The following is a 25,284-nucleotide window of genomic DNA, read 5'->3' on the forward strand; positions in this document are numbered from 1 at the left end:
CGGCCGGCACCCCGGCGCCAGCCCACCCGAACTTACTTTCGCAGGAGAACCCATGAGCACCGCAGCAAACACTTCCCTTGACGGCTACGAGGTCTGGTTCCTCACCGGCAGCCAGCACTTGTACGGCGAGGACGTCCTCAAGCAGGTGGCCGCCCAGTCCCAGGAGATCGCCAACCAGCTCAACGCCTCCTCGGCCGTTCCGGTCAGGATCGTCTGGAAGCCCGTCCTGACCGACTCCGACGCCATCCGCCGCACCGCACTTGAAGCCAACTCGGACGACTCCGTCATCGGCGTCACCGCCTGGATGCACACCTTCTCCCCCGCCAAGATGTGGATCCAGGGCCTGGACCTGCTGCGCAAGCCGCTCCTGCACCTGCACACGCAGGCGAACGTGGAGCTGCCGTGGGCTGACATCGACTTCGACTTCATGAACCTGAACCAGGCCGCCCACGGCGACCGTGAATTCGGCTACATCCAGTCCCGCCTCGGCATTGCCCGCAAAACCGTGGTGGGGCACGTCTCCAACCCGGAAGTGGCCCGCCAGGTGGGCGTCTGGCAGCGCGCCGCCGCCGGCTGGGCCGCCGTCCGCACCCTCAAGCTGACCCGGTTCGGCGACAACATGCGCAACGTTGCAGTCACCGAAGGCGACAAGACCGAAGCCGAGCTCCGCTTCGGTGTCTCCGTCAACACCTGGTCCGTCAACGAGCTCGCCGACGCCGTTCACGGCGCCCCGGAGGCCGACGTCGACACCCTGGTTGCGGAGTACGAGGAGCTTTACGACGTGGTTCCGGAGCTCCGCGCCGGCGCGGCCCGGCACGACTCCCTCCGCTACGGGGCCCGCATCGAGCTTGGCCTGCGCAGCTTCCTGGAAGCCAACGGCTCGGCCGCATTCACCACGTCCTTCGAGGACCTCGGCGCGCTCCGGCAGCTCCCCGGACTCGCGGTCCAGCGGCTCATGGCCGACGGCTACGGCTTCGGCGCCGAGGGCGACTGGAAGACCGCGATCCTGGTCCGGGCCGCCAAAGTGATGGGCGCCGGCCTGCCCGGTGGCGCGTCCCTTATGGAGGACTACACGTACCACCTGGCGCCCGGCGCCGAGAAAATCCTGGGCGCCCACATGCTGGAGGTCTGCCCGTCCCTGACGGCCGGGAAACCGAGCCTGGAAATCCACCCGCTGGGCATCGGCGGCCGGGAAGACCCCGTCCGCCTGGTGTTCGACGCCGACGCCTCCCCGGGCGTGGTGGTGGCCCTGTCGGACATGCGGGACCGCTTCCGGCTCGTGGCCAACGCCGTAGAGGTGGTGCCGCTGGACCAGCCGCTGCCCAACCTTCCGGTAGCCCGCGCCCTGTGGCAGCCGAAGCCCGACTTCGCGACCTCGGCCGCCGCCTGGCTGACCGCCGGCGCCGCCCACCACACCGTGCTGAGCACCGCCGTCGGCATGGACGTTTTCGAGGACTTCGCCGAGATCGCCAAAACGGAGCTCCTGGCCATCGACGAGGGCACCACCATCCGCCAGTTCAAGAAGGACCTGAACTGGAACGCCGCCTACTACAAACTCGCCGGCGGGCTGTGAACGAGTACACGCTCCGGGAAGGCGCGTACTCGGCAGTTGTGACTGACCGGGGAGCTGCCCTCCGGCAGCTGCGCCACGGGGAACGGGACCTGATCGTGCCGTTCCCCGCAGGCGGCCCCATTCCGGACTACCGCGGCATTCTCGCAGCCCCCTGGCCCAACCGCATAGAGGACGGCAGGTACCCCTTCGAGGGCGCGGAGCACCAACTCCCCGTCAACGAGCCCGAGCGCGGCTGCGCCCTCCATGGACTCGCTTTTGCCGAGGACTGGACTGTCGAAGCGCATGACGGGTCATCCATGGTTCTCACCTGCTCCGTGGGACCGGCCCCTGGTTATCCGTTCCGGCTTGCACTTTCCGCCGAATACCACCTCGATGGTGACGGCCTGCACACAAAGGTCACGGCGAGCAACACCGGGACCACAACAGCGCCGTACGGAGTCTGCCCCCACCCCTACCTGGTCGCAGGACCGGCCCCGCTTGACGAGTGGACCCTCGATTTTTCGGCCAGCCATTACCTGGACGTGACCCCGGACAGGCTGCTGCCGGTGGGGCTGCGCCCGGTGGAGAACCATGTGTTCGATTTCCGCGAACCCCGCAGAATCGGGTCTACGGAGATTGACCACGCGTTTACCGGCCTCGCCTTCGACGCCGCGGGATGCGCCCGGCTCCATGTCAGGGACCCGGGCGGTACAGGCGTGGGCATGGCATGGGACAGGGCGTGTCCCTGGCTGCAGGTTCACACTGCCGATAAGCCCGCGCCGAAACCCAGCAGGCTCGGACTCGCCGTGGAACCCATGACCTGCCCGCCCAACGCCTTCAACAGCGGCCAGGACCTCGTCAGGCTCGAGGCCGGCTCCACGCATGAGGCATCCTGGCGGATATTTGCCCTGTGAGGGTCCGGACAGAACGGCGCCCGCTACAAACCGGCCGGGGGACGGGAAACGCCTGCCTGTTCGCTGATGCTGCCCAGCACCCTGTCCGTGACCTCGTCCATCCCGCCGATGCCGTCCACTTGCGCAAGGATCCCCCGCCTGGCATACCGGGCCACCACGGCCTCCGTCTGCTGGTGGTAGAGATCCAGCCGGTGGCGGATGACGCTCTCGTTGTCGTCACTCCGTCCGGTTTCCCGGGCCCGGCCCAGCAGGCGCGAGACCAGTTCCTCGTCGTCGGCCGTCAGTTGGAGCACCACGCCAAGTTCCTGGTCCGCGGCGGCGAGTATCCCGTCGAGGTAATCGACCTGTGCGATGGTGCGCGGATAGCCGTCCAGCAGGAAGCCGTTTTTGGCATCGTCCTGGCTGAGCCGGTTCCGCACCATTTCGTTCGTGACGCTGTCCGGCACGAAGTCTCCGTTGTCCATATATTTGCGGGCCTCCAGGCCCAGGGGCGTGCCACCCTTCACATTGGCGCGGAAGATATCCCCGGTGGAGATTGCCACCACGCCGAGGCGTTCGGAAATCCGCTCGGCCTGTGTTCCCTTGCCCGAACCGGGCGGGCCGATAATCAGCATTCTCGTCATTAGTGTCCCTTTGCTGGCTGAGAAGACGTCGTCGTCCTGGTGCGATGCTACGGATCCAAAGGTTGCGACCGGGCTGCATCGGCACCACACAGCAGAGTACGACGCCGGGAGACCGCCGCCGTCGTACGGTGCCCTTTCGTGCTGTTACCGGTAGTTCCGGTGCAGTAAGCGGCAGATGCTAAGCGATGACATAACGCTGCATCATGTCGTTGTCCTCGTGCTCAAGGATGTGGCAGTGCCACACGTAGTCGCCCTTGAAAGAGGATCCAATGGCCAATGGAGCACCCCCGGCGGCGCCCGCCCCGAACGGGACGCGGATCCTGGTCACCTCACCGGGCATGGCAACAACGGTGTCCTTCCAGCCCCGCTCATGGGCCGGAGGCGGCGTCGGGCGGCCGATCAGGAACGGGCCCACCGGCATGGCGGTCCCCCGGCCAGGCGTCACCAGCCCGGTGGCAGGATCGATGTAGCCGGTTTCCCCGAGGTAGTCCTCAACCCGGAAACGCTGGCGGTTCAGGACCTGGAACTGGGTGAAATGCAGGTGGATCGGGTGGGCATCCTCCGTGGTGTTGGTGAGCTCCCACTGTTCGAGGGTGTCCCCCTGCACCACAGTGATCTCCGGGCTGGCGTAACTGCGGTTGTTCAGGAGCGCCATGACCGGGATACCGGCCGGGTTGAGGACTTCCACCATGGTCATCGGCCGGGTGGCCGCAATGGGCAGTGCGGCAAGGCGCGTCAGCGGCTCCGCCCGCAGCCGGGCCGGCAACGGTGCGGTGTACCCGGAATGGCTTTGCACAGTGAACTGCATAATCTCCGGAAGTGGCATGCCGCCCTGCTGAACGGCGACCGGGCCGTCCGGGAAGGGCGTGCGCGCGTTGTTTGTCAGCACCACGCGGGAGCCGGCCGGGAGTCCAGCGAAGTCAACCACTATGTCCGCCCGCTCGCCGGGCCCAAGGACGAGCTTGTTGAGCCGGACGGGGGCATCGAGCAGCCCGCCGTCGGTCCCTATCTGCACGAATTCGAGCGCATTTCCCGCCACGACAAACTTGAAATTGTAGAACCTGGCGTCCGATCCGTTGTAGACACGGAAGCGGTACTTCCCCCGCGCGACGTCCAGGTTCGGCCAGCATTTTCCGTTGACTGTGGCAACATCTCCGAAGAATTCCGGCGCCCAGGGCCGGGCAGTGCCGTCACTGAGGGTCAGGTCCGGATTCGGCGGATAGGCAAAGGTACCGTCGGGATTGAACATCCGGTCCTGGATAACCAGCGGCACCTCATAGGGCGGCGACGGAAGGTATGTTCCGTCGCCGGTATCTATCCCAGTGCCAGGGGTGTCCCGCAGGACGTAGCCGCCGGCCAGCCCTGCGTAGACGTTCAGGCGGGTGATGCCCAGAGCATGGTCGTGGTACCAGAGCCCGGCCGCATCCTGGTTGTTGTCGTAGCTGTACGTGTAGGAGCGGCCAGGGTAGAAGACCAGTTCCGGGTGGCCATCGGAGCCCGGACGGGTATTGCCGCCGTGCAGGTGGGTGGACGTCCGCGGGTACTCAGCATCGTTGCTGCCGGGCGGGGCAAGTTCGGGATCGATGGCAGATGCCAGCGGGTGCCAACGCAGGTCGTTATGCACGGTGAGGGTGAAAGGCGTTCCCCTCCGGGCGAGGATGACAGGCCCCAGATACGTCTGCGAAGCGCTGGCATCCTGGTAGGCGAAGGTGTCCGTCAGCTCCATCCGGGAATGGAAGCTGTGGCGGGCATTGCGCATCCAGAGTTCAGCCGCGCCACCTGCCCTCATGTCCAGAACTCCGAGCTCTGACAACGTTGGCAGTGGCTCGGAGAACATTGGTGCCGCGGCCGGTCCCGCGACTGTCCTGGCTGCGGAAGCCTGCTGCGGGTGTACCAGCAGGCCCGCTCCGGCCATAGCACCGGCCTGCAACAGCTGACGTCGTGTAAAGGGCATCTCACTCTCTTTTCCCGCGAAGCTGGATGACCCCCTGCTCAGGCTAGGAGACTTCTGCCACGGCCGGCAGGGCCGTTGGACCTAAGCAAGTGCCGATTCCGGTACCTGGCACCGCGCAGGGCACAATGGAAGGCATGACCCTCACGACCTTCGCCCTGGTCCGCCATGGACAGACAGACTGGAACGCGCAGCGCCGGTTGCAGGGTTCCACTGACATCCCGCTGAACGACGTCGGCCGTGGCCAGGCGCGGGAGGCGGTGGCTGTCCTTTCCGGTTACGAATGGGACGCGATCGTGTCCTCGCCGCTGAGCCGTGCCGCGGAGACCGCCGACCTTATTGCCCAGGGGCTGGGCCTGCGCGTCGCCCGGCACATCCCTGAACTGACCGAGCGGAGTTTCGGCCCCGCGGAGGGCATGCAGGCCGGCCCCGAGCTGGAAGCCCTGCGCGTTCCCGGCGGTTTCCGTGACGCCGAAAGCGAGGACGAAGCAGCAAGCCGCGGACTCGCCGCCCTGGAAGGGCTCGCCGACGAGTTCCGTGGCGGCCGGGTCCTGGTGGTCGCCCATGGCACACTCCTGCGCGTCAGCCTCAGCCGCGCGATCGGCCGGACCCTGCAAAGTGTCGACAACGCTGCACTCAACCTGGCCCACCACCACGCCGACGAAGGCTGGCATCTCGAATACTTCAACGGCGAGCGGGTGGCCATCGCGGCGCAGGCCTGACTGTCGGCTGGCCTGACGGTTAGGCGACGGCGCGGATCCTGACGGCAATGAACTGCCGGCCCGGGAGCTCCACCCGGAAGCGTCCCTCCACCGTGCCGGGCAGGGTGTCCACAGTCATGTTCCAGGTATCGATGATGTCCACCTGGTACTGCCGCCTGGCCGGCATCACGAAGTTCCGGTACGTGGGCTGGTTGAAGCCGAAGTAGCTCAGTTCGTACTCGTACCGGATGCCGGCGGTGGGAATATCCCAGGCGCTGGGCAGCGGATCGAGGTAGCCGCCGGGAGTCTCCTCCTGGATGCGGCGCAGGAAACCGATGCGTTCAGGGCTGCTGCCGTGGAAGCCGCCGCCCTTGGACCACCACAGGATGTCATTGGAGTGCATGTACGTTTCGCCGTGGCCGACATAGCCGCCGCGCATGGAGCCTTCCCAGAACCGCCGGGTCATTTCCTCGCCGGTGATGTTTCCCCAGCCCTGGTCGATGTTGCCCTCGTAGGCGCACTCGTCAATGACTACCGGCTTTTGCCAGCGGTCCCGCCACTCCCCCGTGAACTCGGCGGTTTTGTGGACATCCTGGCGCTGGATGCTGCTGTGCGTGATCCACGGGCGGCTGTAGTCATAGAAGGCCTGGCAGTTGTGGATGGACAGCAGGTGTCCGCTGGGGTCGTTGGCCTGGACGATGCCGGCGAAGCGTTCCCAGTCCTCGGTGGTCTTGCGGAACAGCAGGTCGTACTCGTTGGCCAGCGACCACCAGATGTTCCGGTGTGACGCCAGCCGGGCCACCACGTATTTCAGGTAGCGGCTGTCCTGGCCCGGGGACATGGTGGAGAACCCCCAGCGGTCGTAGGCGTGGAACAGGATCAGGTCAGCTTCGATGCCGAGTTCGTCCAGCTGGCTGATGCGCAGTTCGAGGTGGCGGTAGAAGGCCGGGTTGGGCCGTTCGTAGTCGAAGCCGCCGGCAAGCGAGCCCTCGAACGGGTACAGGTCCGGTTCGTTTTCATTGAACAGGTACGACTTGGGAAAAACACACATGCGCATCTTGTTGAACGGTCCGGCCGCCAGCGTGTCCAGGGTCTGCTTCTCCAGGGCGTCACCCTGGTGCGTCCAGGCGTAGGCAGTGGTGCCGATGGGCAGGTAGGGGGTTCCGCCGTCGTACGCGAAGTGGAAGGTGTTTGCCACCCGTACCAGGCCCTTGGCACCCGGTGCGGCCCCGCCGGCCGTGAAAGTGCCGGTGATCCCGTCCAGGGAGCGGGCGTTGCTGGCGGTGGTGAAGGTCCAGTCTCCCTCTTCGGGGACCAGGAGCCTGACCTTGTAGGAGCCGTCGCCGTCGTAGAAACCGGGGACGGTGAGTGTTTTGCCCGAGGGGGCGGTGAATACGGCCTGAAGGTCGACGTCGGTAAACGGATTTCCGTGCGAGGGACCGGCGATGGTGGCTTCGAAGCGTTCGTGCACTGCCGCCGTCGCCGGCAGCGAAAGTGCGGCGCTGCCGCGCTCCACCGTTTCCGGCTCGTAGCCGGCGGACGGGGCGGGGACGTCGACGGCGGCCGCCTCGGCCCGCTGCGCCACGGTGTCCTCGGGTTCGAGCCCGCCGATCAGGCGGAGGATTTCGGCGACCTCCGCGGGCTTGTCCTTGAGGGCATCCTCGGTCCCCAGGATCATGCCTACCTCATGGAAGTACAGGGTGTGCAGGAGAGGGTTGTTGGTGAGTGTGGGGACGCGCTCGTTCAGGATGCGGTTGCCTTCGGCATGGCCCATCACAAAGTAGAGCGGGCTCTCAGCGGTGAAAGTTGTCATCGAAGCCTCTTGGTTCAGGAATTGGTAAAAGTTGGTGTGGAGCGGCGTTCGGCAACGGCAGCCAGGGCAGCGGCGATGTCCTCCTTGACCGCGGGCGGCGTGAAGAGCAGGCTCTGGTCCAGGCTGGTCTGCCGGTACCACACGGTGTCTTTACGGAAGGCTGCCGCGGCGGCGGGGTCCTGGGCGTCAATGGCCTGCCAGGCAGCGGCATAGGCGTCCGGGTCATCAATGATGTCCGCGAGAGGAGAGTGCAGCGAGGGAGCGCCGGGGCCGGCAGCGGCCGCCGCGGCAGGAACGTCCCAGCGGTGCTGGCCAGACCCCACGTCAAACACGGGTGCACCGTCCGGGAGGGAGACCACAGCGGTGGTGCCCGGCGGCACTGTGGCGTCCACCAGGATCCGGTCTTCCAGGCGCTTCCAGGCGACCCGCGCCAGGCCGTACGGCGTTTCATGTGACGTGGCAGCGTATTCCAGGCTGGCCAGCGGGCGCGGCGCGATGCTGATTTTCCGGTAGCCGGGAGCGGCCGGAGCCAGCCCGGCGACTGTGCGGTGCATCCAATCCGCAATGGCACCGAGCGCGTAGTGGTTGAAGGAAGTCATTTCGCCGGGGTTGACGCTGCCGTCCTCCAGGATGGAATCCCAGCGTTCCCAGATGGTGGTGGCACCCTGCGTGACCGGGTAAAGCCAGGACGGGCATTCGGTCTGGGTGAGCAGCCGCTCGGCCGCATCGAGGTGGCCGGTGACGGTCAGGGCATCGGCGATCAGGGGTGTGCCCACAAAGCCCGTGGCGATCCGGTAGCCGCCCAGCCGGGCGAGCTCGGCCAGCCGGTCGCCGAGGGCCTGGCGCTGGTGCGGATCGGTGCTGATGCCGAAAATGAGGGCGAGCGAGTAGGCAGTCTGGGCGTCCGAAACCATGCGGCCTGCAGGGGTAACGTACTCGGCCAGGAACGCGAGCCGGGTCTCCTGGGCCAGAGACGCGTACCTTTCCTGGTCGGCGCCGTGGCCCAGCACCGCGGCTGCCTGCGCCACCAGGTCCAGGGACTTGTACAGGTAGGCGCTGGCCACAATGTCACCGTGGGTGCGCGCGGCGCCGGGCTTGTCCGGCGGTGCGGCCGGGTCAAGCCAGTCGCCCAGCTGCATCTGGCCCTGCCACAGCCCGGAACTGTCCCTGACCTTGAGGAGGGCATCCGCCCAGTCGCGCATGCTGCTGTATTGCCGGCGCAGCAGGCCGGTGTCCCCGAAGCGCTCAAACAGCACCCACGGGACCACGGTGGCGGCGTCCCCCCAGGCGGCCACGGGGGATTCGAGCATGCCCAGCACGGACGGCACAATGATGGGGACCACGCCGTCGCGGTGTCCCTGTTCGAGGGACAGGTCCTGCAGCCAGGAGCCCAGGAAGCCCAGCGAGTCGTATAGGTAGCTGGCGGTGGGGCTGAAGACCTGGATGTCGCCGGTCCAGCCCAGCCGCTCATCGCGCTGCGGGCAGTCGGTGGGCAGCGCCAGGAAGTTGCCGCGCATCCCCCAGAGCGCGTTCTCGTGCAGGCGGTTCAGCAGCGGATCGGAGCACTCGAACCAGCCGGTGCGGCGCATGTCGTTGTGGATCACGACGGCGGTGATCGCCGCCGCGTCAAGCCCGCCGGGCCAGTTGTCCACCTGGGCGTAGCGGAAGCCGTGGAAGGTGAAACGGGGTTCCCACTCCTCCTCACCGCTGCCGGCGAGGGTGTAGGAGTCCGTGGCGGCCGCCTGGCGCAGCGGCCGGAGGGACAGTTCGCCGTCCTCGAGGACCTCGGCGTGCCGGAGCGTGACCGTGTGGCCGGCCTCACCGGTAACCCGGATCCGGAGCCTGCCCACCAGGTTCTGGCCGAAGTCCAGCACCGTGGCGCCGGCGGGCGTGGTCAGGACTTCCCTGACGGGCACCTCCTCGATGCGGCGCACGGGCGGGGCGATGGCCGGCGTGGCCTCTGCCCAGGTGTCCTTAACGTCGACGGGCGCGGGGAGCCAATGAGCGTCGTCGAAGGCGGGTTCGGACCATCCGGCCTCGGCCCTGCGGGCGTCGAAGGCTTCGCCGGCATAGATGCCGCTGGAGACCAGCGGGCCGCCGGTGGAAGCCATCCATGCCGGGCCGCTGGCCACGGTTTCCCGTGTGCCGTCGGTGTATTCCAGGCGCAGCTCGACCTTGACCGCGGGCTGTTCGCCGTAAAACGGCTTGGCAAAGCCGTGGAAGCCGTACTTCTCGGTGAACCAGCCGCCGGCGAGCCAGATGCCGATGGCGTTGGCGCCCGGAGCAAGGAGCGCCGTGACGTCCGTGGTCTCATGGTTCAACCGGTCCCCGTACGCCGTCCAGCCCGGCTTCAGGATCTGGTCGTCCACCTCGCAGCCGTTGATCTCGGCCTGGTAGACGCCGTGGGCGGTGGCGAACAGGGTGGCTTTGGCCAGCCCCTCCCCTACCGTGAACTCGTGCCGCAGCTGGCCTGGTTGGCCCAGCGGTGTCTCTTCCCCGGCCCGGGCAGGCAGGCTGATGGCCTCGGCCTGCCATGGCCCGTCGACGAAACCGCCCACCAGGGTCAGGGGTGCGCTCCAATCCGTGGTGCCGCCGTCATTCCCGGAAACCCGGACCTCCACATCCACCTGCTCGCCTGCCGCGATGGCCCTGAACGGCCACTCCACAAGCACCGACTCCGGGCCCGCGTGCTCCGCAGACTCCACAGTTTCGCCGCGTGTCAGCCGGAGTTCGGCTCCCCTCTGAAGCCAGCCGGTGCTCTGCGCTGCAGTTACCCAGCTGAGCCGGGGACGCGGCTCAGCCACGAACGGGGTGTCCGTCCGATATTCCGCGCTGAAGCGGCTGACTGCCGTCTGCTGGCGGATGGCTGACTGCGGTGTCAGGGACGTGGATGTCACGGAAGACCTTTCCAAGGGAGGAACGACATATCGGGCGGAAGGGCTGGTGGGATGCCGGGCCTGGCTAGCGGGGTTCGCGGCCTTCGCTGCGGAACCAGTCGAACGTGACTGTGCCGTTGCTGGCGAAGACGCCCGAAACCCGTCCCGTGAAGGACGCGGCCGTCTCGGCAGAGAGGTACCGGCCGTCGAGCTCGGCCAGGGTGACCGGATCGCCATCGATCACTGCCTGCAGGGCGATGGTGTCCGGGCTCAGGCTGCCGATGGCGTTGTCCGGATTCGGTTCGCGGGTTTCGATCCGCAGTTCCACCGGGCCGCCGGGCGCCGGTTGCGTCCACGTCTGCTCGATCGAGGAGATCCTGGCCCGGGCGGTGATGGTGGTTCCGTCCGTTTCAATGGAGTAGTGGTGGGCCTCGTCGTAGCGGACAGCCAGGCCGCCGGCGCCGTTCTCGCCAGTGCTGCTGCCTCCAGCGTCCACAAGAGCTGTGATGGTCTCCACCTGGTACTGCTGGCGGCGGCCAAGGAACGCCGGACGCGGGTCATCCAGGCTGGTGCCGTCGCTGGTCAGCGTGAGGTGCCCCGGGACCTTCTCGGTGGAGGCAAAGGCGCCCGGGAAGCGCCGGACGGCGATCCAGCCGCCGTCGAGCTCTGCCTCTGCGAAGTCGTCCTCAAATGTGCCGCCCTCGCGGGGGTTCAGGATGACGGGTTCTGCGACGGGCCAGCCATCCTCCCAGGTCACCGGGGTGATGAAGGTTTCCCTGCCCAGGGCCGAGAACGCACGGGTCATGCCCTTGGGGCGCATGCCCAGGAGCACCATGGCCCAGCCGCCGTCCGGTGTCTCCACCAGGTCGCCGTGGCCGGTGTTCTGGATGGGGCGGTCGGTGCTGCGGGCGCTCAGGATGGGGTTGGCGGGGTTGCTTTCGAACGGTCCGGCCGGCGACGTCCCGCGGGCGATGCTGACGCTGTGGCCACGTTCGGTCCCGCCCTCGGCGATCATGAGGTACCAGTACTCGCCGCGCTTGTAGAGGTGCGGCGCTTCGGGGAACATCAGGCCGGTTCCGGACCAGACACTGCGGGGTTCCTCCAGGGCCTTGCCTGCCTCGAGGTCCACGCGGACCTGCAGGATGCCGGCGTGCTCGTGGATGTTGCCGGTGACCGTGTCCAGGCCGGAGTAGGTCATGTAGGCAGTGCCATCGTCATCCCAGGCCAGGTCCTGGTCAATCCCGATGGCGCCCTCGATCGAGAGCCCGTCACTCCACGGGCCTGCGGGGTCCTTGGCCGTGAACACCAGGGTTCCGCGTGCCATGGCGTCCGTGACCGCCACGTAGAACAGGCCGTCGTGGAAGCGGATGGTGGGTGCCCAGGCGCCGCCGAGGGTGGGAACGTCCCGCGAGTCCAGCTGCCCTTCCCGGTCCACGACGTGGCCGATCCGGGTCCAGGTGACCAGGTCGGTGCTGTGGTAGACGGGGATGCCGGGCAGGTATTCGAACGTTGAGGTGGCGAGGTAGTAGTCGCTTCCCACCTTGACGATGCTGGGGTCCGGGTTGAAGCCTGGGATCAGCGGGTTGGGCAGGTTACTGGCGTTGTGCTGGCTCATGCCGCACCTTCCTGGACTGCTGCTGACAGCTTCAGCGTGGCTTCGAGCGGCAGTGCGGTGACCGAGGTGCCGACCCTGAGGTTGTAGTCACCGGGTTCGTAGGTCCACCCGTTGTCCCAGTAGGCCAGCAACCGGGTGGGGACGTCCAGGACAGCTGTGACGGTTTCGCCGGGCTCGGCCCAGACGGGGGTTGAGGCGACGAGCCAGCGGACCGGGCGGTCGACGGCGGAGCCCTGTTTTTCCGCGTAGACCTGCACCACGTTCTTGCCGGCGCGTTCCCCGGTGTTGGTCAGGGTAACGGCCACGGGTACGACGTCGTTGGGCCAGGCTTCGGCGGGAGCGTCCACGGTGTCCAGGGTCCAGTTGGTGTAGCCGAGGCCGTAGCCGAATTCGTAGGCCGGTGTGGCGCCGGCTTTGAGCCAGGCACGGTAGCCGATATGGATGCCTTCGTCGTACGTCAGGGTCCCGTCCGCGGCGGGGGTGACGTTGATGACGGGCACGTCCTCCTGGGTGGCGGGCCAGGTGGTGGGCAGCCGGCCGCCGGGTTCGGTGGCGCCGGTGAGGATGTCGGTGAGGGCGTTGCCGAACTCCTGGCCGCCGAAGTAGCCGATCAGGGTGGCTGCAACCTCGCCGCGCCACGGCAGCAGGACCGGTGAGCCCGAGTTCACGATCACTATGGTGCGCGGGTTGGCGGCGGCGACGGCACGGACCAGGCGGTCCTGCAGGCCGGGCAGTTCCAGCGACGTCCGGTCGTAGCCTTCGGATTCAACGCGTGAGTTGGTGCCCACCACGACGACGGCGATTTCGGCTGCGCGGGCGGCCTCCACGGCGTCACGGATCAGGGCATTGGGGTCGGCGTCGTCCGCTTCCACACCAATGGTGACTGCCAGTGCGTTGGACAGGGCACCCTCCCGGTCACCGGTGTCCAGTTCAATCCTGACCTCCAGAGGGACACCCGCGGTGGCCTGGACGGCGACGGATACGGACGGCGGGGCCAGGAACGCGGCGCCGAGGTCGGTTCCGGTGGCCTCAATGGTGGCTTCGCGGGCCAGCACGCCGTCGACGAAGATGCGGCCATGGCCCACCGTGGAGAAACCCAGCAGGACAGGGCCGGTCTCTTCAGGGGTGTAGATGGTGTGGAACTGGACCATGGATGACGCGGAGATGGGGGCGTCCCCGCCGAACCAGACCAGGGCCGTCGAGCGGCGGTCCTCGGCGAAGAGCTCCTGCCCGTTGGAGTCAAGGAACCGGACGCGCACACCGGGGGTCCCGGTAACCGGGTTGGTGATCTGTTCAAGGGGCAACTCGGCGATGCCTTCCTGGACCACCGCACCCACGCTGTAGGTGACCTTGTCAGATCCGAACACTTCGCGGATCCCGTCCAGCGGAGTGACGATCTTTTCCGGCACCACGGTGGCGGAACCGCCGCCCTGGGTCCGGGCGTAACGGGCGTTGTGGCCGATCACAGCAACCCTGGCGACGGAGGCAGGATCGAGCGGCAGCACGCCGTCGTTCTTCACCATCACGGTGCCCGCAGCGGAGGCTTCGCGGGCGAACGCGATGGGGTCCTCGACGTCCGCGGGTTCTGCCGCCACGGCGTCGAAGCCCTCCAGGGCGCCGACGCGGGCGGCGAGCTGCAGGATCCGCAGCACCTTGCGGTCAATAGCTGCTTCGGGGACCTGGCCGGACTTCACTGCCACCACCAGGGCTTCGCCCCAGGGGCCTTCCGGGCCGGGCATGGCCAGATCCTGCGAGGAGTTCGCGGAGTTGATGCTGCGGACGGCGGTCCAGTCGCTGATGACGACGCCGTCGAAGCCCCATTCGCTGTTCAGCGGGGTTTCGAGCAGGTCGTTTTCGGTGGCGGTGGCGCCGTTGATCGAGTTGTAAGCGCTCATCACCAGCCAAGCCTTCGATTCGACGATGGCTTTCTCGAAGGCGAGCAGGTACAGCTCGCGCAGCGGCCGGTCGCCCACCTTCACGTCCACGGTGAAGCGGTCCGTTTCGGAGTCGTTGGCGATGTAGTGCTTCGGGGTGGCGCCCACGCCGTTGCGCTGCACGCCGGACACATATGCGGCCGCCAGTTCGGCGGTGAGTACCGGGTCCTCGCTGAAAGCCTCGAAGTGCCGGCCTCCTAACGGGGAACGGTGCAGGTTAATGGTGGGGCCGAGGACGACGTCGACGCCCTTGCGGCGCGCCTCGACGGCGGAGGCGGCGCCGAGCCGGTCAGCGATGGCCGGATCCCAGCTTGAGCTGATCGCGGCGGCCGACGGGAAATTCATGGACGGCTCGCGCTCGTCCCACACCTCGCCGCGGACACCGGTGGGGCCGTCCGAGAAGAGCATGCGGCGCAGGCCGATTTTCTCCAGCGGCCAGGTGGTCCAGAAGTCCCGGCCGGTCAGGAGCTGGACCTTCTCCTCCAGCGTCAGTTCAGCCAGGAGGGATTCCAGCCGCTGGTCAGTGGCGCGCTCGTCAATGGCGCTGGGGTTGGTAGTGAGGATTTCCATGGTGTCTTTCTGGGCTGGTCGTGCGGAGGAAGTATCGATGCTCATGCTGTGCCCGTCACGCGACGCCGGCCTGGAGGTCCTGCTGGTTCTGGAGTTCCAGGAGCCGGAGCCTGTCGGCCCGGTGTTTGGCCTGCCGGTCGGGATCCGGGATGGGCGCGGCCATGAAGAGCCGCTGGGTGTAGGGATGTTCGGGCGCTCCGGTGACCTGTTCGCCGTCGCCCCATTCGACGATCTCGCCGTGGTACATCACGGCGACACGGTGGCTGAGGTGCCGCACCACTGCCAGGTCGTGGGAAACGAAGAGGTAGGCGACGCCGGTGCGTTCCTGGATCTCGACGAACAGCTCCATGACCCTTGCCTGGGTGGACAAGTCCAGGGCGGAGACGGGCTCATCGCAGACAATGAGCTTCGGATCCAGGGCCAGGGCCCGTGCGATGGCGACGCGCTGGCGCTGGCCGCCGGAGAACTCCCGCGGCAGCCGGTGCGCGGCGCCCTGGGGCAGCCGGACCTGGTCCAGGAGGTCGGCCACGCGCTTGTTGGCGGCCTGGCGTTCGACTTTGCGGACGGTGAGCGGTTCGGTGAGGATCTGCTCGATGGTCATGGAAGGGTTCAGCGAGGTGTACGGGTCCTGGAAGACCACCTGGATCTCGTGGCTGAGTTCCTTGCGCTGGGCGCGGCTGGCTTTGGAGATTTCCTGGCCGCGGTATTTGATGCTGCCGCCGGTGACCGGTGCCAGTCCGAGCACAGCGCGGCCCAGGGTGGTCTTGCCGGAGCCGGATTCACCCACCAGGCCCACGGTCTCGCCAGGACGGATGTCCAGGGAGACGCCCTTGAGGGCCTTGAACGGTTCGCGGCGGAAGCCCTTGAGCGGGTATTCGACGACGACGTCCTTGACGTCGAGCAGGGTCTCGGTCATGACGTCACTCCTTTCAGTGCGACGGGCTCGCCGGTGACGGGCCTGGCGGCGGTGTACTGCCCCCGCGGGGCGGTGTCTTCGAGGATCGCGTCCAGCAGCTGGCGGGTGTAGGGGTGCCGGGCGTTTTTGAAGATGGCCCGGACGGGGCCGGTTTCCACCACGCGGCCGGTTTGCATGACGGAGACGCGGTCGCAGAGATCGGCCACCACACCGAAGTTGTGGGTCACCAGGATGACGCCCATGTTCAGTTCGTCCTGGAGCTCGCGGAGCAGGTTCAGGACTTCGGCCTGCACGGTGACATCCAGGGCGGTGGTGGGTTCGTCGGCGATCAGCAGGTCAGGTTCGCAGGACACTGCGCCGGCAATGAGGACGCGCTGGGCCATGCCGCCGGAGATCTGGTGCGGGTAGGCATTGAAGGTGCGTTCCGGGTTGGGAATGCCCACCTTCGCCAGCAGCGCCAGGGCGCGTTTGCGGGCTTCGGCCCTGGAAATGCCCAGGCAGACCTGCATCGGTTCCATCAGCTGGCTGCCGATGGTGAAGGCGCCGTCGAGGTTGGACATGGGTTCCTGCGGAATGTAGGCGATTCGTTTTCCGCGGACCTTGGTCATTTCCTTTTCGGAGAGGTTGGCCAGGTCCTTGCCTTCGAAGACGATGGACCCGCCGGTGATACGGCCGCCCTGGGGCAGGAGCCGGAGGATGGAGAACGCGGTCTGGGTCTTCCCGGACCCGGACTCCCCCACCAGGCCGTGGACTTCACCGCGGCGGACAGTCAGGTTCACGTGGTTGACCACGTGGGTGGTGGAACCGTCCTGCTGGTCGTAGCCGACACCGAGGTCGGTGACTTCCAGCAGCAGCTCGCCGGCATTTTTATTCGGTTCTTCGGGATGGACGACGGCGGCGGCACCGCGCTTCTCCGCGGCACCTTCGGCGTCGGCTGCTGCGGCGGCTGCCGCGGCTTTGCGGCTCTTCTTCACCGGGCCGCGGCTGCGTTCGAGTTCATCGCGCATGGCGTTTGCGAGCAGGGTCAGGGCGATGCAGACCAGGCCAATGATGAGGGCAGGCCACAGGACCAGGGTCGGTGACTTGTAGAGGTTGCTGAATCCGTCGTTGAGCATGCTGCCCCAGGTGGGGATGTTCAGATCGCCCAGGCCCAGGAACTCCAGGCCGGCCTGGATGGCGATCGCGATCCCCAGGACCATGGCGGACTGGATGATGACAGGGGCGCGGACCACCGTGAGGATGTGCCGGCCGATGATGCGGACGTCGCTGAGTCCGGAGACCCGCGCGGCGTCCACATACAGTTCATTGCGGACCGCGGTCACGGCGGCATAGACCAGCCGGAAAAAGGCCGGTGAGAGCAGGATGCCGAAGATCATCATGGACAGCCACATGGACGGACCCACCACGGCGCGGGCCGCGAGCAGCACCACCATGCCGGGAAGGGCCATCATCAGGCCGGTAAGCCAGGAGGAGATCGAGTCAAACCAGCCGCCGTAGTACCCGGCGATCAGGCCGGCGGTGACGCCGAGAACCAGTGCGACGGCCAGGGCCAAGAGTGCTCCGGCGAGGCTGAACTGGCCGGCGAACAGCAGGCGGCTGAACACATCGCGGCCGGCGCTGTCGGCGCCCAGAAGGTGCTGGGAGCCTGCCTTGGCGAGTACGTCCTTGAGGTTGGCGGCGCTGGGGTCATGGGTGGCCAGCAGCGGGGCGAGGATCGAGGCCAGCGCCACGAGGAACAGGACCAGCAGGGATGCCGCACCGGTGGGGTGGGTCAGGAGCCTGCGGAGAAGGGAAACCTTGGCTGCCGTGACGGGCAGTGCGAGGGGTGTTTCGATCATGACAGCCGAACTTTCGGATTGAGCCAGCCCTGGGCGAGGTCGATGATGAGGTTGACGGTGACGACGATGGCGGCCGTGGCGACGACGACTCCCATGACGACCGGGATGTCGCCCTGGCCGGTGGCGGCCACGGTGATCTGCCCGAGGCCGGGCAGTGCGAAGATCTGTTCCACGATGACGGCGCCGCCGAGGAGTCCGATGAACTGCACGGCGAGTACGGCAAGGGCCGGTCCGCCGGCGTTGCGCAGGACGTGCTTGTAGACCACGCGGTTGAAGGAGAGGCCGCGGGCCCGGAGTGTCCGGACGTAGTCCTGGCGGAGTGCATCGATCAGCGAGCCGCGCACCTGCTGGACGACCGCGGCGATGCAGCCGATGGACAGCGCGATGATCGGCAAGGTGACGGTGGCCGCCCAGCCGCCGAACGACGTCGTAATAGGAACATAACCGGTGGCCTTGAACCATTTGAGGTTCAGGGCGAACAGGGATACCAGGCCGAGGGCGATCAGGAAGCCGGGAATGGCGAAGCCAAGCACACCGACAAACTGGACCACACGGTCAACCCAGCCGCGGCGGACGGCTGCCCAGACGGCCACGACGATCGAGATCACGGCAGCAATGATGGTGGCGCCGAGTACCAGGGAGATGGTGACGGAGAGCCGGCTGCTGACGCCGGCGCTGACCAGCTGGCCGTTGAACCAGGACCGGCCAAGATCGCCGGTCAGGGCGTGGGTGAGCCAGTCCCAGTACTGGACCACGAGCGGGCGGTCCAGGCCAAGCTGATGAGCCTTCAGGGCAACCTGGGCGTCGCTGGCGGTGGGGCCCACGATGCGGCGGGCGATGTCGCCGCCGCCTGCGTACAGCATCAGGTAGGCGACCGTGGTGATGACGAACAGCAAGAGGACACCGGAAAACAGGCGCCGCAGCAGGAATCGGTACATTCGAAAATCCTTTGGGAGGGTTCCTGAGGCTGCCTGGCCGGGCCGCTGTTGGGCGGCCCGGCCAGGCAGCTGTCCGCTAGGAGGCGGGGGTGAAGGACCAGAGGAACGGGTAGGCGTTGCCCGTCTGGACCTCGACGTTGGTCTTGGCGTCGGTCACGAAGCTGGACTGCGGGCGGTACCACGGGGCAAACCAGGCCTGCTCCACGATGTACTTGTTCAGTTCCTTCGCCGCGGTCTTCTGCTCGGCCTCAGTACCAAGGTGGATCTTGTTGATCAGTTCATCGACCTTGGGGTCCTCGTACTTGTACGGGTTCCACGGAGCCTTGGGGGCGATCTTCATGTTGATCAGCTGCCAGTCAGACTGCTGTTCCAGGATCATGTAGCTCACGCCGAACTTGGGAGCCAGCAGATCGGCAATGAAGTTGTTGCCGACGTCAGTGAACTGCGCTGTGATGCCCACATCCTTGAGCTGCTGGGTGATCAGCGCCGGGATGGTGGGGCCCAGGAGTGTGGCGGAGGGCAGGACCAGGGTCAGCCCGCTGGCGTAGCCGGCCTCGGCCAGGAGGGCCTTCGCCTTGGCGGGATCGTAGGTGTACCGGGAGTCCAGGGACTTGTCATAGGCGTCCGACGACGGCGGGAACACCTGGGTGGTCAGCTCACCGTAGCCCTGGCCGATGGATTCCAGCATTGCCTTGCTGTCGAAGGCGTAGTTCAGTGCCTGGCGGACGCGGACGTCCTTCAGTGCCGGGTTGGTGGTGCCGGCACGGTCAAAGATCAGCAGGCCGGACCAGTTCAGCTGGAGCGGGTTGACCTTGTAGCCGGCCGCTTCGATTTCCGAGAGCGTGTTGTTGTCAATGGTGTTCGCGGCATCCAGCGTGCCGGACTTGATCGCATTGAGCAGTGACGTGGGGTCGCCGTAGACGTTCAGGACCAGGTTGTCGTAGTGACGGAGGTCCTTTGCCCAGTAGTCGGGGTTGCTCTTGTACGTGTATGAGGTGCCGGTCACCGTCGCGGCGGTGTCCAGGACGTACGGTCCGGAGCCGACGGGGTTGGTGGCGATGTCCGGGTTAGCGAACGACTTCGGGCTCTGCATGAAGGACGCGTCCTTGGAGAGGTAGCCCAGGAACGCCGGATCCGGCGCTGACAGGGTGAGTTCCAGTGTGGTGGCATCCACTGCCTTGGCGCTCTGCAGGGCGGCCAGGAACTGCGCGTCCGGGGAGGTGCCGGCTTTGAACCGCTCGAGGTTTGCTTTGGCGGCATCGGCGTTGAAGGCGGTGCCGTCAGTGAACTTCACATCGTCCCGCAGCTTCAGGGTCAGGACGGTCTTCGCGTCGTTGTACTTCCACTCCGTGGCGAGCATGGGCACCAACGTGCCGTCCGGCTCCATGCGGATGAGGGTGTCATATACGGCCTGGTAGAACGGCGACAGGTTGGCAAACTCGGACTGGTCGGCTGCAAAGGTCTTTGGCGCCAGGAGTGCGCCGAGGGTGAGGGTTTCGGAGGACTGTCCCCCGGAGGCGTCTCCGCCGGCTGAGCAGCCGGTGAGGCCCAGGGCAACGGCGGCAACAACTGCGGCCATTCGCTTGGATCGGAACATCTTTGGTCCCTTTCGCGGTCAGTGGCGTCCACCATGGACTGCCATTGGGAAAGACCGTAACATGAAAACCTAGCGGGTGATAGGTTTTGACTTGGCGATCTTGAAACGTTCCTAAATGTGACGCTCCGCACAGCGGTTGACCAATCGACGGCGGCTACGCGGAACTTAGCTTGTTAGGGTGATGAAATGACAGAGATGGCGGCCGGAACAGTAGCCGAAGCCCCACGACGGGGCAGGCCACGGGGTGCCTACGCGAAAACCGAAGCACGACGCAAGGAAATCCTGAGCGCTGCCTTTGAAGTGTTCTCAACGTCCGGCTACCGGGCCGGATCCCTGAAGGACATAGCCGACAAGGTGGGCTTTACCCAGGCCGGGCTGCTCCACCACTTCCCCAGCAAGGAAGCCCTCCTGGAGTCACTGCTGACCCTTCGTGACGAGGAATCCGTGGAGCGCCTCGGCGCCTTGGATGCCAAAGGACTGGACCTGCTGCACGCCCTGGTAGAGCTCACGCGGTACAACACCACCATCCCCGGTCTGGTGTCGCTCTACTGCGTCCTCTCAGCAGAGGCGACCGACCCCGAACACCCCGCCCACGGGTATTTCCTGCGCCGCTACGACTGGGTCCGTGGCATCATGACCGACGCATTCACGGAAGTCGGCAGGGAGGGACGGCTGCGTCCTGGCGTTGTCCCCGCCGCGGCCACGCGCCAACTGATCGCACTGATGGATGGCCTGCAGGTTCAGTGGCTTCTGGACAGGGACTCAGTTGACATGCCCGCCGAAGTGGCGGCGTTCCTCGAAGCCCTCACCACCGAAAAGTTCTAATCGAAAAGATTTCCGAAAGTATTTTTAGGGACCGTCCGGTGGGGCAAAAATGTCAGTGCCCCGCAGGATGATTCAAGTATGGAAACGCTGAGAGCGGATGAGGTGCTGGGACTCATCATGGGCTCCGCCGCTGCTGCTGACGGCCTCGATTGCAGCGCCAGTCTCCTTGGCCGCCCCCAAGAGGAGTCGTATCCGTCCGATCCCATGCGCTGGCGGAAGGGTTTTTGTCTGGACCGCCTGGCCGGGATTGCACGGTGCGAGGCCCGGACCGCTGCTGAGAAGGTCCGGATCCTGGCGGAATTAGTCGAGGTATCCACGGCGTTGGCAGCACCGGCACAGTCGCCGCAGGAGGCCACCGCTCAGGAAATGGCGTTGATCGCGGAGGTCGCGTGTGCACTTACCATCGGTGAGCGGACCGCCGGGGCCCTGCTGGCTGAATCCCAGGCCCTGACCACTGTCCTGCCGTTGACTCTGTCCGCGCTGACGGAAGGTTCGCTGTCCTGGCAGCATGCCCGGGTCATGGTCGACGAGACCACCAACCTCGACGCTTCTGCTGCTCAGGCTCTTGAGGCGCACTTCCTGGACCCCGAGGCGGAGAACCCCAACCGGGGCTGCCCGGCCGGGGAACTCGTCGCCTCCAGGTTCCGGCACAAGGCCCGGACCTGGCGCGAACGGCACCACCCGGTCAGCATCGAAAACCGCCACACCAGAAGCGTTGCCGACCGACGGCTGGAATACCGCCCGGACCGGGACGGGATGGCCTGGCTTTCGGCGTACCTGCCCGCGGACCAGGCCGCCGGGATCTGGAACCGCACCACCGCCGACGCCCGCGCGCTGCAGGGCCCGGACGAGGACCGCACCATGACCCAGAGGCGTGCCGACATCGCCGCCACCCTGCTCCTCGGTGGGGACGCGGACGACCTCACCGCCGGCTCCGGCGGCACGGGTGAAATGGCCAGCCAGACTGGCGGGGGTGGAGCCGGGCGGGTGCCGTCACCCAGGGCGCAGGTCCTGCTCACCGTGCCCATCATGTCCCTCCTCGGCGCCACGGATGAACCGGCCATGCTGGACGGGTTCGGGCCGATCCCGGTCACCATGGCACGCAGGCTCATCGCATACGGCGCCACGTCGTTCCACCGGGTCCTGATAGACCCGCGGGACGGTGCACCGCTGGAGATCGGCCGGACCAGCTACCCGGTCACCAAAGCCCAACGCCAGTGGCTGCGCCTCCGCGACGGGAAATGCCCGTTCCCCGGCTGCCACAACCAATCCCTGGACAACGAAGCCGACCACCTCCTCGCCTGGGCACACGGCGGCACCACCGGCATCACCAATCTGGCCCTACCCTGCCCGAAACACCACAAGCTTCGGCACACCGGTGGCTGGACACCCGGCTCGGCCACCCAACACGAACCGCCGGGCTGGATCTCACCGTCAGGCAGACGCTACGCCAGCGAATACCCCGACTGGGAACCACCACAACTACCGGAAGAATGGTCACGAATCTCAAGAGATCAAATACCACCAGGTCACCTGCCGGATGCAGCCTTGCCTTCAGACGCAGACTGGCCAACGGCACCGCTCGAAGAGCCCTGGCTGGAGTGGGACGTCTGGCAGTTGTCCTAGTTACGGCTGTCCTGGTTACGGCACACCGCTGCGCCTCCATTCATCGCGCGGTTAGTGCCCTTCCCGGTGAGAGAAGTGGTGAGTGTTGGATAAGCGTTGGTTAGCTAGTTTCTACAGTGCCGTCAGGCCGCCGTCCACAGTGAAGATCCCGCCGGTGGCGTAGGCAGAGTCGTCGCTGGCCAAAAACACCATGATGCCCTCAACGTCGGCAGCCGTTCCGGGACGTCCCAGCATGGTGGAGTCCACCAGGCCGGCGCGGCTGACGGGGTCGTCCGCGATCGCCTGAACCAAGGGGGTCTCGGTGTAACCCGGCACCACGATGTTGACGCGGATTCCGGCATGCGCGTAGTCGGCCGCCACCACACGGGCCAGACCATGCACCCCGGCTTTGGAGCTGGTGTACGCAGTGAACGTCTGGCCACAGGCCACTACGGCGGTGGGGCTGCCGGTGCAGATGATGGACCCTCCGCCGTCTTCCATTGCCCGGACAGCATGCTTGAGCGTGAGGAAGGCACCGCGCTGGTTGATGCTGACTGTCTTCTCCCACACTGCAAGGTCGAGGTCGCCCACCTTTGCGTCCTGGCCGAAGAGCTGCACGCCGGCGTTGGCCACCACGACGTCAAGCGTCCCCGCATCAGCCACAGCACCATATGCCGCGGCCACGCTCTCTTCGTCCGAGATGTCCATGCGCAAGGCGTGGGCTCCGGCGGCACCGGTAGCGGCGGCGGCCTTTTCGGCAGCTTCCAGGTTGATATCAGCAAAGTAGACGCTGGCCCCTTCGGCGACGAACCGTTGCGCAACGGCGAGGCCGATCCCCGAACCGGCCCCTGTGACCAAGGCAGTTTTTCCTTCAAGACGCAGACCCATTGGGGTCTCCTTTCAATGAGGTGACGCCGCCGTAAGATGCCGGCAGCAAAGTATGTGTGGGTACTGCAAGATTGTGTGGCGGCCAGCCCAATAGGTGAATCAGCGGGATGCCGGAAAACGTACGATGCCGGCGGACCAAGGTCCAAGCGTCAGCCGCCCGTGCGATGTGTGTTCGGCGTCATCAGCACCGAAGTCGACGCGGGAGCCCGAATCTGATCCGAAGGCAATGGACTGCCCGCTGCCTGCGCCGGCACCTTCCGGCAGCCGGAGTTCAACCTCAGCGGACGCACCCGACAGGTTGGCTGCGAAGACCATGAGGCCGGCCGATGAGTCCACGGGATACAGCGTTACCGGAGAATTTCGCCCCGGCCCGGCAGCATCCGCGTCGACTGACAGGACAGCGTTGCCCCGCAGGGCAGCGAGTTCCTTCAGCAGTTCGCCGGCAGGATTCATCCTGCCCTCGGAATCGGAGATGCCCCTCGGGCCCGACGCCTCGAAGTAGGTGACCGTGGACACCCCGTCGATCGTCAGCGCACCCACGCTTGCCAACAGCCACGCCGCAGTGAACGGCAACGCCTGGAGCTCATCCGCCGACGGTTCCGCACCCTCGCCCGACGTCGCCACGGCGTTGAAGCGCGGCAGCAGGGTCACCGGGCCCACATGCACCGGCCGTCCCCCGCCCAGCCGCAAGGCATTCTCAGCCACAACCCGCTGCATCGGCCCATTGTCAACGACATGAGCCATCTCGGTGCTGTGCATCTGGGGCGTGATACTGAACGTCAGGGCGTCCGAGTCCGACGGCGTGCGGCCGCTGTTGCGGTTCAGTTCCGTAAAGTGGGAGCGGGCACCGGCCAGGAGCTCGCCGGCGAACCCTGCGGCCCGCACTGCTGCCTTGAATTCGAGCCAGGTGTCCGGCTCGGTCACGTTGCTGTCAGGGTGGAATACCGCCAGCCGCTTGGCAAGAGGCAAGTACGGGGCCACGTCCGCAACAGCGCCCAGCGGGTCCGGCGTGGTTACACGGATGTCCAGCCCCGCTCCATGGACAGCGGCCGCGGTGCCGGCCGCCTGTAATTGGGCGGCCCAGGCGGACCGGGAAGATCCGCCTTGCACTTCGACCAGCTCCACCAGCAGCGCGTCCAGCCCCGGGATTTCAGCAAGCGCTTCGGGGTGCTGGCCTGCTCCGACCGCAAGGCCGGGAACGTGTCCGGCTGCACCGCCCACGCTGGCGCGCAGCCGCTGTGGTGCGCCGGATTCTCCGCCGGCCGGCATCGCAGCGGCTGCCTCCACCGCCTCCTGTGGTTCCAGGGTGGCAGCCTCCAGGAACACCGCCTGCCGGACAGTGTCCCCAGCGGCAACGTCTACCGGAAACGGCCGTTCCAGCGGGGTGCTGTAGGTCTTGAAGGAGGCGTCAGTCCAGTTCCGCTGGTCCTCGGTCTCGAAGATGTCGCCCGTAAACTCCAGCCGGAAGGCGGTGCCGGCGTCGGCCCATTCCAGGGCCGCGATGTCCATGAACGGCTGGTGCGGACTGACCTCGAGGGGGAACTGCGCTGCCGTGATGCCGCCGTCGGGATGCTCCACCGTGACATCGCGTCCCGCATCTGCCGGCAGGTGGAGCACCACCAGCCCAATCCGGTTGCTGCGGAACGCGTGGGCGGCGGTCCCTTCGAAGGCAATCTCCACCGCAACAGGAGTAAAGCGGGCCGTCAGGGCGCCGTCATAGTCCACGCCGAAGCCGGAGTACTTGACGTTCCAGCTCGCGTGCAGGCCGTCGTGGCCCTGGGTGACCTCAACATTGGAAACAGAAGGCGGCGGCGTCCGCCAGTCCTGATCCCGGACCACGGCTTTTATGGCCCGCAGCACGGGCCTGCCCGCATAGCTCAGGTGGGCCAGTTCGTCGCCCACCAGTTGGGCTGACCACGGTCCCGCGGAAAGTGACCGGACTGGGGGTGCCAAACGCGCCTGCAGGGAAGAGGAAGATTCCGGCTGGTCGGTGGAGGGCTGGAAAGACACGTGGACTGCTCTCTGCCTTGCCCGGGGCTGCTGTGGCCCGGGTGCCCGGCGTGGCTGGTGAGAAGTAGCGGCTGGGGGAAGTAGCGGGGTGATGAACGGTTAAGGGCGCCGGCGAGCC

At 66.6% G+C, this 25,284-nt stretch carries 17 protein-coding genes; 5 read left to right on the forward strand and 12 right to left on the reverse strand.

Annotated elements, in window-relative coordinates; genetic code table 11:
• Positions 1-52: 52 nt before the first annotated feature.
• Positions 53-1,573 carry an L-arabinose isomerase gene (araA, locus tag ABIA70_RS16080; RefSeq protein WP_354148566.1) on the forward strand — a complete coding sequence of 507 codons (1,521 nt, stop codon included), beginning with the start codon at positions 53-55 and terminating at the stop codon, positions 1,571-1,573.
• Positions 1,570-2,466, forward strand: a complete 897-nt coding sequence (locus ABIA70_RS16085) for an aldose 1-epimerase family protein (RefSeq protein WP_354148567.1) — start codon at positions 1,570-1,572, stop codon at positions 2,464-2,466. The genes araA and ABIA70_RS16085 overlap by 4 nt, the downstream gene beginning before the upstream one ends.
• A 23-nt stretch (positions 2,467-2,489) precedes the next feature.
• On the opposite strand, the gene ABIA70_RS16090 is transcribed toward ABIA70_RS16085, so the two are convergent.
• Both ABIA70_RS16090 and ABIA70_RS16095 read right to left on the reverse strand, forming a co-directional pair.
• Complete coding sequence (locus ABIA70_RS16090; protein WP_354148705.1) at positions 2,490-3,080, reverse strand: adenylate kinase; 591 nt, start codon at positions 3,078-3,080, stop codon at positions 2,490-2,492.
• A gap of 187 nt (positions 3,081-3,267) precedes the next feature.
• A complete protein-coding gene (locus ABIA70_RS16095; RefSeq protein ID WP_354148568.1) occupies positions 3,268-5,043 on the reverse strand; it encodes a multicopper oxidase family protein in 1,776 nt (591 codons plus the stop codon).
• 134 nt (positions 5,044-5,177) lie between these two features.
• Here ABIA70_RS16095 and ABIA70_RS16100 point away from each other — a divergent pair, with 134 nt between their 5' ends.
• On the forward strand, positions 5,178-5,762 hold the full coding sequence (locus tag ABIA70_RS16100; RefSeq protein WP_354148569.1) for a histidine phosphatase family protein: 585 nt from the start codon (positions 5,178-5,180) through the stop codon (positions 5,760-5,762).
• A gap of 19 nt (positions 5,763-5,781) precedes the next feature.
• On the opposite strand, the gene ABIA70_RS16105 is transcribed toward ABIA70_RS16100, so the two are convergent.
• The 8 genes from ABIA70_RS16105 to ABIA70_RS16140 all read right to left on the reverse strand — a co-directional run bounded on the left by ABIA70_RS16105 (position 5,782) and on the right by ABIA70_RS16140 (position 19,838).
• Positions 5,782-7,554, reverse strand: coding sequence for a DUF5605 domain-containing protein (locus ABIA70_RS16105; RefSeq protein ID WP_354148570.1), 1,773 nt, complete (start codon positions 7,552-7,554; stop codon positions 5,782-5,784).
• Between the two features lie 14 nt (positions 7,555-7,568).
• Positions 7,569-10,451, reverse strand: a complete 2,883-nt coding sequence (locus ABIA70_RS16110; protein WP_354148571.1) for a family 78 glycoside hydrolase catalytic domain — start codon at positions 10,449-10,451, stop codon at positions 7,569-7,571.
• A gap of 64 nt (positions 10,452-10,515) precedes the next feature.
• Positions 10,516-12,045, reverse strand: a complete 1,530-nt coding sequence (locus ABIA70_RS16115; RefSeq protein WP_354148572.1) for a glycoside hydrolase family 43 protein — start codon at positions 12,043-12,045, stop codon at positions 10,516-10,518.
• The gene (locus ABIA70_RS16120; RefSeq protein ID WP_354148573.1) at positions 12,042-14,549 is read right to left on the reverse strand and encodes a beta-glucosidase family protein; all 2,508 of its coding nucleotides are present in this window, start codon (positions 14,547-14,549) and stop codon (positions 12,042-12,044) included. Before ABIA70_RS16120 ends, ABIA70_RS16115 begins: the two co-directional genes overlap by 4 nt.
• Positions 14,550-14,604: 55 nt before the next feature.
• A complete protein-coding gene (locus ABIA70_RS16125) occupies positions 14,605-15,465 on the reverse strand; it encodes an ATP-binding cassette domain-containing protein (protein WP_354148574.1) in 861 nt (286 codons plus the stop codon).
• Complete coding sequence (locus ABIA70_RS16130; protein ID WP_354148575.1) at positions 15,462-17,303, reverse strand: dipeptide/oligopeptide/nickel ABC transporter permease/ATP-binding protein; 1,842 nt, start codon at positions 17,301-17,303, stop codon at positions 15,462-15,464. Before ABIA70_RS16130 ends, ABIA70_RS16125 begins: the two co-directional genes overlap by 4 nt.
• Entirely contained in the window at positions 17,300-18,241 is a 942-nt protein-coding gene (locus tag ABIA70_RS16135) for an ABC transporter permease (protein WP_354148576.1), read from the reverse strand. Before ABIA70_RS16135 ends, ABIA70_RS16130 begins: the two co-directional genes overlap by 4 nt.
• A 76-nt stretch (positions 18,242-18,317) precedes the next feature.
• On the reverse strand, positions 18,318-19,838 hold the full coding sequence (locus tag ABIA70_RS16140) for an ABC transporter substrate-binding protein (protein WP_354148577.1): 1,521 nt from the start codon (positions 19,836-19,838) through the stop codon (positions 18,318-18,320).
• A 186-nt stretch (positions 19,839-20,024) separates the two neighbouring features.
• On the opposite strand from ABIA70_RS16140, the gene ABIA70_RS16145 reads away from it, so the two are divergent.
• Complete coding sequence (locus ABIA70_RS16145) at positions 20,025-20,663, forward strand: TetR/AcrR family transcriptional regulator (RefSeq protein ID WP_354148578.1); 639 nt, start codon at positions 20,025-20,027, stop codon at positions 20,661-20,663.
• Positions 20,664-20,741: 78 nt separating this feature from the next.
• Complete coding sequence (locus ABIA70_RS16150; RefSeq protein WP_354148579.1) at positions 20,742-22,289, forward strand: HNH endonuclease signature motif containing protein; 1,548 nt, start codon at positions 20,742-20,744, stop codon at positions 22,287-22,289.
• Between the two features lie 111 nt (positions 22,290-22,400).
• Here the strand turns inward: ABIA70_RS16150 and ABIA70_RS16155 are convergent, their stop codons facing one another.
• Together ABIA70_RS16155 and ABIA70_RS16160 are read right to left on the reverse strand one after the other, a co-directional pair.
• Entirely contained in the window at positions 22,401-23,156 is a 756-nt protein-coding gene (locus tag ABIA70_RS16155; protein WP_354148580.1) for an SDR family NAD(P)-dependent oxidoreductase, read from the reverse strand.
• Positions 23,157-23,255: 99 nt separating this feature from the next.
• Complete coding sequence (locus tag ABIA70_RS16160; RefSeq protein WP_354148581.1) at positions 23,256-25,166, reverse strand: D-apionate lactonase family protein; 1,911 nt, start codon at positions 25,164-25,166, stop codon at positions 23,256-23,258.
• Positions 25,167-25,284 lie beyond the last annotated feature (118 nt).

Origin of the sequence: Arthrobacter sp. 754, assembly GCF_040548695.1 — a bacterium.
GTDB lineage: Bacteria > Actinomycetota > Actinomycetes > Actinomycetales > Micrococcaceae > Arthrobacter.